9 protein-coding genes are annotated in these 7,317 nt (G+C 62.8%); 4 read left to right on the top strand and 5 right to left on the bottom strand.

What is annotated here, in order from left to right; all coding sequences use genetic code 11:
• The first annotated feature begins 104 nt into the window (after nt 1–104).
• On the top strand, nt 105–425 hold the full coding sequence (locus tag ACE04I_RS10470; protein WP_046792371.1) for a 2Fe-2S iron-sulfur cluster-binding protein: 321 nt from the start codon (nt 105–107) through the stop codon (nt 423–425).
• A 374-nt stretch (nt 426–799) separates the two neighbouring features.
• Here ACE04I_RS10470 and ACE04I_RS10465 read toward each other — a convergent pair whose 3' ends face one another.
• Nucleotides 800–1,420, bottom strand: coding sequence for a DUF922 domain-containing Zn-dependent protease (locus ACE04I_RS10465; RefSeq protein ID WP_046792370.1), 621 nt, complete (start codon nt 1,418–1,420; stop codon nt 800–802).
• A gap of 106 nt (nt 1,421–1,526) precedes the next feature.
• Here ACE04I_RS10465 and folP point away from each other — a divergent pair, with 106 nt between their 5' ends.
• The 3 genes from folP to folK are packed head-to-tail and all read left to right on the top strand — an operon-like array spanning nt 1,527 to nt 3,266.
• Complete coding sequence (gene folP / locus ACE04I_RS10460) at nt 1,527–2,396, top strand: dihydropteroate synthase (protein ID WP_046792369.1); 870 nt, start codon at nt 1,527–1,529, stop codon at nt 2,394–2,396.
• A complete protein-coding gene (gene folB / locus ACE04I_RS10455; protein WP_046792368.1) occupies nt 2,393–2,755 on the top strand; it encodes a dihydroneopterin aldolase in 363 nt (120 codons plus the stop codon). Before folP ends, folB begins: the two co-directional genes overlap by 4 nt.
• The gene (gene folK, locus ACE04I_RS10450) at nt 2,739–3,266 is read left to right on the top strand and encodes a 2-amino-4-hydroxy-6-hydroxymethyldihydropteridine diphosphokinase (RefSeq protein ID WP_280950034.1); all 528 of its coding nucleotides are present in this window, start codon (nt 2,739–2,741) and stop codon (nt 3,264–3,266) included. The genes folB and folK overlap by 17 nt, the downstream gene beginning before the upstream one ends.
• 16 nt (nt 3,267–3,282) lie before the next feature.
• On the opposite strand, the gene ACE04I_RS10445 is transcribed toward folK, so the two are convergent.
• The 4 genes from ACE04I_RS10445 to ACE04I_RS10430 form a co-directional block, all read right to left on the bottom strand.
• Nucleotides 3,283–3,834, bottom strand: a complete 552-nt coding sequence (locus ACE04I_RS10445; RefSeq protein ID WP_046792366.1) for a hypothetical protein — start codon at nt 3,832–3,834, stop codon at nt 3,283–3,285.
• Between the two features lie 116 nt (nt 3,835–3,950).
• Complete coding sequence (locus ACE04I_RS10440) at nt 3,951–5,021, bottom strand: YcjF family protein (RefSeq protein WP_046792365.1); 1,071 nt, start codon at nt 5,019–5,021, stop codon at nt 3,951–3,953.
• The gene (locus ACE04I_RS10435) at nt 5,018–6,487 is read right to left on the bottom strand and encodes a YcjX family GTP-binding protein (RefSeq protein WP_046792364.1); all 1,470 of its coding nucleotides are present in this window, start codon (nt 6,485–6,487) and stop codon (nt 5,018–5,020) included. Before ACE04I_RS10435 ends, ACE04I_RS10440 begins: the two co-directional genes overlap by 4 nt.
• Before the next feature lie 85 nt (nt 6,488–6,572).
• Entirely contained in the window at nt 6,573–7,082 is a 510-nt protein-coding gene (locus ACE04I_RS10430; protein ID WP_046792363.1) for a SixA phosphatase family protein, read from the bottom strand.
• Nucleotides 7,083–7,317: the final 235 nt, after the last annotated feature.

Raw genomic sequence — 7,317 nt, 5'->3', positions numbered from 1 at the left:
GGCGGGCGTCGCCTGAAAATGTTGACTGTCCAGGGGTTTTATTGGAAGACGGCGCCGCTTAGATAAGTCCCGTCTACCACCAACCCCTACCGGATTTCCTGATCATGACGAAACTCACCATCGTTGCCTTCGACGGTACGCGCTTCGAACTCGAAGCAGAGACCGGCTCCACCGTGATGGAGAACGCGGTCCGCAATTCCGTTCCCGGCATCGAGGCCGAATGCGGCGGCGCCTGCGCCTGTGCCACCTGTCACGTCTATGTGGATGAGGAGTGGACGGACAAGGTCGGCCCGCCGGCGCCCATGGAAGAGGATATGCTGGACTTCGCCTACGAAGTGAGGCCGACCTCGCGCCTTTCCTGTCAGATCAAGATCACTCAGGAACTCGACGGACTGGTAGTCAACGTGCCGGAACGCCAGGCCTGATCTTTCCGCAAGCCAAAAAAACGCCTCGCTGCGCTGGGAGCGGCAAGCGAGGCAAGGCGGGCGCATCACCGCGGGCGAGGGAGGAGACACCTGCGGCTTAGGGACGCGCCAGGAGAACGGCACTCAGGGGCAGAACACGCGGACTGACTTCAAAACTGCATGCGACACAGCGCCCAACACACGACGGGCAGGTACCGGTCGCCTCGTCTTTGCCGCGATCTCCGGAGAATCAGTCGGCTAAAGATCATGTATGAATTTCTAGCCGAATTTCCTTTATTAGGCCATTACCATAAATCGCACTCCCCCGAAAAATCGTGATGGAGGCGTGGTTTACCGAAATGGGAAGGAGGCTTTGGCGGCAGGCGCGGCCTTGATCAGCGGCCGTTTTGCTGCATGCGGTACTTCAGAAGCCGCATCATGCGGGCATCGAAATTCTTCGATTCCACCTGGTCGAAGCGGAGCTGATCGCGGTCGTGCGCCTCCAGAACGCGGCGCGTCGTTTCCGCCACCTGCTTCTCCAATGCCTGGCAGCTTCGGCTGGCCGGCAGCCTCTTCAAGTCCCGCTCCAGCGTGCGCGCGTAGTTGCGGGCGATCTCGGCATGACGCTCCTCGTGCCGCTTGATATCGGCCGAGAGCGCGTCCCAGATCATCACGAGATCCTTTTCGGCGCGGCGCCGATTGTTCCAGCGGGGAAGGATGAGGTGGGTGCGCAAGGTGATCTTGGCGCCGCCGACCGCGCAGCGCCCTTCGCGCTCCACATAGGTGACTTCGCCGCCGAACTTGATCTCCGTCGCACCGGGATGCCGATGGCCGGTCGTCCTCGTCACCGGACCGCGCTTTTCGAGCTCCTTGTCCAGGTCCTCCGCCGTGCGGCCGCCGATCCGGAAATAGGAATAGGTCTTGTTGATCAGAGGATCGGCATGCGTGATGGCCGGAATCATGGAAAGGAAGAGGGCTCCGCCGACAATCCGGCGGAAACGGCACATCAAAAACATTCTCTGGCCTGCAACGTTGAACTTGTTTCGAGCTTGGGGCATAGCCAACTCAAGCGCAACACAAAGGCTGGAAAATTTGCGTTACTCCCCGAGAGATGGGCGGAAGGTGATATCCCCGCGCAACACACTATGGCAGGTCGGTGGCGGGCGCAGTCTCGAACTCGGTCTTCGTGGCCATATCATGGCGATCGTCAACGTGACGCCGGATTCCTTTTCGGACGGCGGGCTCTACACGAATGTCGAGGCGGCGGTGGCGCACGGCCTCGAATGCCTGGAGCAGGGCGCTGCAATTCTCGATATCGGAGGCGAGTCGACCAGGCCCGGAGCCGCGGATGTGAGCGCTGCCGAGGAGCAGGACCGGGTTCTGCCGGTGATCGAAAGGCTTGCCGGAGAGAGCGACGCGTTGATCTCCATCGATACCTATCGGGCCGAAACAGCAAGGCTTGCGATGGCCGCCGGAGCGCACATCATCAACGACGTGCATGGGCTCCAGCGGGAGCCCGAGCTTGCCCGCGTGGCGGCAGAGACCGGGGCAGGGCTCTGCATCATGCATACCGGGCGGGGACGGGAAAAGCTCGATGACGTGATCGCCGACCAGGAACTCTTCTTCGAACAGTCGCTGAAGATCGCGGAAGCGGCGGGTGTTGAGCGGGCGAGGATCGTCCTCGACCCCGGATTCGGGTTTGCGAAGGACGTGGGCGAGAATGTGCGGCTGATGACGAGGCTCGATGAATTGCACCGGTTCGGGCTGCCGCTGCTCGTCGGCACGTCGCGCAAACGGTTCGTCGGGTCGCTCACCGGACGCGGGCAGGCCGAAGAACGTGATATCGCAACGGCTGCGACCAGCGCGATCCTGCGGCTTGCTGGGGCGGCCATCTTCCGCGTTCACAATGTCGCGGCAAGCAGGGACGCTCTTGCGATCGCCGATGCGATGATCGCGGCGGAGAGGGAAACCGGAACGGAGGGCACCGCATGACCTATACGATTACGCTCAAGAACTGTTCCTTCTTCGCAAGGCACGGCGCATTGGAGCAGGAGGAATTCCTCGGCCAGCGGTTTTTCGTGGATGTCGTCATGGAGGTCGACGCGGACGAGGCGCTCGATACCGACGACGTTGCGAGGACCGTCCATTACGGTACTGCCTTCCAGATCGTCGAAAAGGTGGTGACCACCCAGCGGCGCAAGCTCATCGAGGCGCTGGCCAGGGATGTCGCGCTGGCGCTCTGCGAGCGTTTTCCGCAGATCCGCCGCACGGCGATAACCGTGCGTAAGCCGAGCGTACCCATTCCCGGCATTCTCGACCATGCGGAGGTGTGCGTTGAGCACGTCCCGTAATGGCGGCCTGGAGGTCGCGTCTCTCGGCCTAGGCGGCAATATCGGCGATCCGCCCGCTGCCATGGCAAGGGCATTGCGGCAGCTCGACCGTCGTGAGGATTGCCGTGTACTGGCGGTTTCCCGGCTCTACTCGACGCCTCCCTGGGGAAAGACCGATCAGGCGGATTTCTTCAATGCCTGCGCGCTGGTCGAAACCTCGCTGGAGCCCGAGGCCCTGCTCGATGCCTGCCTTTCGATCGAGCGGGACATGAAAAGGGAGCGGCTGGAAAGATGGGGGCCGCGTACCATCGATATCGACATCCTGACCTTCGGCAGCCGCGAGCAGAAGACGGATAAGCTCGAACTGCCGCATCCGCGGATGACGGAGCGGAGCTTCGTGCTGATGCCGCTTGCCGATATCGCACCGGACCTGAACGTCAAGGGAAAGAGCGTCGGCGCATGGCTGGCGGAGGCGGATGTCGCCGGAATAAGGGTGGTCCGGCCAAACGGGGACTGGTGGCGGGTCGATTGAGCGCCACCACACCTTTTCAGCGGATCGAGCCGACGGCGATCGAATCCATGTCCCGATCGAGCGTGAGGCCGATCACCGGCACCATCTGATCCTCGACCTTCACCGAAATCGTGATGTTCATCTTGTTGTCGCCGCGCAGGCTGGCGACCATCGCGCCGTTCAGCTTGGCCCGATTGATGCCCATCACGACCTTGTCGCCGCTCACAGAGCCGGAGATGATGTCGAGGCCCTTGCCTTCGGCGCCATCGAGGAACTTGCCCTGATAACCCTTGCCGTTATGGGTGATGACGGCCGACATCGGCTGCTTGAAAACGCCGACGCGGCAGGTGCCGTCGAGCTTCATGCCAGTCTCGCCGCCCGGAGCGGATTCGCCGGTGAGGTGGCAAGTGAATTTGGTGCCCTTGTATTTGCCGGCGACGATCTCGCCCGGTCCCTTCCAGATACCCGAAACCGATTGGAAGAAGACTTGATCGCGAGAGGCCGCGAGTGCTTCCGGCGCCAGCGCCGACGAGGCTGCGAAAGTCACGGCGGCCAGCCCGCCAAACAGCGAAAAGAAGCGCGAAAACATGGAACTTTCCTCGGGCAAAGCAGCAACCTGAACTCGTCGCAACCTACGCTCGGAATGGTTAACGAGTGGTATCTGCGTCCAGTTTCGGGACTGCTTTATTAGCCTTCGGGCGGCAATCAGGTCTCCCGGCGCGTACCCGCCGCAGCGATATCGGAGATGAAATCGCCGATGCCCGGCCGCTTGAGCGCCCGGAAGGGCAACGGCCGGCAGAGGTCCATGGCGGCGATCCCGATCCTGGCCGTCAGCAGCCCGTTGATCACGCCTTCGCCGAGCCGGGTCGAAAGTTTCGAGGCCAGCCCTTGGCCGAGAACCTGCTGGGCGAGACCGTCGCCCACGGCGATCGAGCCGGTGACCGCGAGATGGGCGATCACATCCCGCATCAGCCGCAGGAGGCCGAGCGTGCCGGGCCTGCCGCCATAGAGTTCGGCCATGGCCCGGACGAGCCGGCTCACCTCGAAAAGCACGAAGGCGAGATCGACGATGGCGCGCGGGCTGACCGCGGTCACGATCGAAACGCGTTTGGAAGAGCCGAGAATGAGGGCGCGGGCTTTTCGGTCGAGCGGCGAAAGCAATTCGCGTTCCGCCAGTTCGATGAGCTGCGGCCCGTCGATGATCTCGTCGCTGGTGGCGTCGAGAGTTGCGCGGCCCTTGGCGGTCTCGGCGCGATGGGAAAGAACCCTGACAAGCTTGGCGGTGACGGCACGGGCCGGCGCCGGCCGCGGAGCCGCAATGGCCTCCTCCGCTTCGGCCTTCAACGTCTGCACGGCGGAAAGCCGCATGATCCCGAGAATCTCCCTGCCGACGACGACGAGGAGGCCGATCAGCCCAAGCCCGAGCGCGGTAAGCGCCGCATAGCCGAGCCAGTCGGCCCGCGTAAAGAGATCGCGGACGACCCGGTCCGCCCAAAGCCCGAACGCGAGCGACAGGAAGGTGCCGAAGGCCGCAAGCGCGAGATTGGCGAAGGAGAACTTCCGACGCCGCGGCTCGGCCATCGGGATCGCCTCGGGCGAAAGCTCCGCGGGCGAGAGGAAGGGATCTTCCTCGTCGGGCGTGACGATGATGTCACCCGCAAAGCTGCGTGGAGCGCGGCGAAGCGGCGGCGCGGGTTCACGGAACTCCTCTTCCTTGATCGCGAAGGAGGCTGGCCGGCGATTCTGCCGCTCTTTCTCGGTTTCGGGCGGTCTCATGCGAGGCGGTCTCCGAACAGGAACTGCATGGCGCGATCGAGCCGGATATGTGGAATGGAGAGTTTGAGCCCGCCGCCGGTCTCTTCCAGCGCGGGCGGGCGGAACCGTATCACGTTGATATCCGGCAGGGTGGGCAACGAGGATTCCATCTGCTGAAAGAATGCTTCAGGATTTTCCGGCAAGTCACCGGGAAATATGGCAGTTTTCTTGTCGCCGTCGAAGCGCTCGCCATTGATCGTTTCTCCCGCCATCGGTGTGCCGACGATGACCGGCAGAAGCTGCCCGTTTTCCTTCACGGTGGCCTCGCGCGTGGCGCGGACCGAGGCGATCGCCATCACGTCGATATCCGCGCCCGACATGCCGATGCGCTCGACCGCCCGATCCACCATCCGCGCCGCGATCCGTTCCAGGCGGTCGTGGCTCTCGTGATGGAGGTGATCGGCCTTTGTGGCGGCAACGAGCACCTTGTCGATACGCCGGCCGAGCAGGGAGGAGATGAAACTGTTGTGGCCGGAACGGAAGCAGGCGAGCACATCGGTGAGCGCACGCTCCAGATCCTGCACGGCTTCCGTACCGCGATTGATCGCCTGCAGGGCATCCACCAGTACGATCTGCCGGTCGAGCCGCGCGAAGTGCTCACGGAAGAAGGGCTTCACCACGACCGACTTATAGGCGTCGTAACGCCGTTCCATCATGGCGCGCAGCGATCCCTTCGGCGCGCGGCTCTGCGGAATGTTCGGCAAAGGGGCGAAGGTGAGCGCCGGAGATCCTTCGAGATCGCCGGGCATCAGGAAACGGCCGGGCGGCAATGTGGAGAGCGAGCGCTCGTCCGCCTTGCAGGCCCGAAGATAGGCGGTGAACGCCTCGGCCAGGCGTCTCGCGGTCATTTCGTCGACCGGCGTATCCATATCGATGCCGGCCGTGAGCGCCAGCCATTCACGCGACAATTCCTCGCGTATGCCGGTTTTAGCGAGATTTACGGTGTTCTCGCTGAAGGTGGAGTAATCCTGCCCGAGGAGGGGCAGGTCGAGCAGCCATTCGCCGGGATAATCGACGATATCGATGGAAAGCCGGCCGCGCGAGAACATCCGGCTCCAGCCGCTGGCGCTCTCGTAATCCAGGGTTATGCGCAATTCCGAGATGGCGCGGGTCGAATCCGGCCATACCCGATCGCGTACCAGCGCCTGGATATGGTCCTCATATTGGAAGCGGGGAATGGCGTCGTCGGGCTGGGGCTCCAGCCTGACCGCCGAAACGCGCCCGGAGCGCATGGCCTCGAACAGCGGCAAGCGCCCGCCGTTGAGGAGGTTGTGGACCAGCGAAGAGATGAAGACGGTCTTTCCGGCGCGGGAAAGGCCGGTAACGCCGAGCCTCACCGTCGGGTTTACAAGGCCGGTGGCTCGGTCCGCGAGATTGTCGAGGGCAATCCGCGCGTCGTCGGTGAAGCTGGTGAGAGAAGGCGGCAAGGCGTCATCCCGGATGAATTTCGATCTTATATAGTCTGCGATGCCGCGCGTGCAAAGGAGTGCGTCGCTGCCGCGGCTGCAACCTTCAGGCGGTGATGAAATCCGCGATGACCCAGCCGGTCTCCGCGCCGGACGTAACACCTCTATGATCGATCACCGCAAGGCCGGCAGTCGGGAAGCCGCCCGGGATCGCGGCTACCATGCGATCGGCCCCCACCAGCGCTTCCAGCGCTTCCTCGATCGTCGGGTTGTGGCCGATGAGCATGACGGACTGTTTTTCCTCCTGCGCCCCAAGCAGGGCGAGATAGGTGGCGAGCGGCGCGTTGTAGAGTTCGTCGACGAAGACCATCTCCAATGTCTCGTCCATCGCCCGCCGTATGGCATCGGCCGTCTGCCGGCAGCGCACCGCCGTGGAGCAGATGACGATATCGGGGCGATAATTCCTGTCGGCCGCCATATCCGCGACGATTTCCGCCTCGGCATAGCCCTGATCGTCGAGCGTGCGGTCGAAATCCCGCTCGCCGGGCTTGGCCCAGCCGGACTTGGCATGCCTCAGAAGATAGATACGAAAAGGTGGAGGATCGATGGTGACCATGCCGGGGCCGCAACTCCGTTTGAACGACTGCGTAGCCCCGCAAGGGGATGTTCGTCAACCGCCATCCAGGCTGTCCGCGGCGATAGCACAAGCGCGTGAGGTGCGGTCCCGCTGTTCGGTCTGTGCGGAATAAAAGCTTAAATAATAATCGTTTAGCTCATTTTTGTGACAGTTTTAAATTATCTCTTGTTTCGAGTTGTAAGGCTTGAACGTGGATAGCCGAATAGGATATAGA

The sequence above is a fragment of the Rhizobium moroccans genome (assembly GCF_057559155.1).
This window is presented reverse-complemented; position numbering and strand designations above follow the sequence as displayed.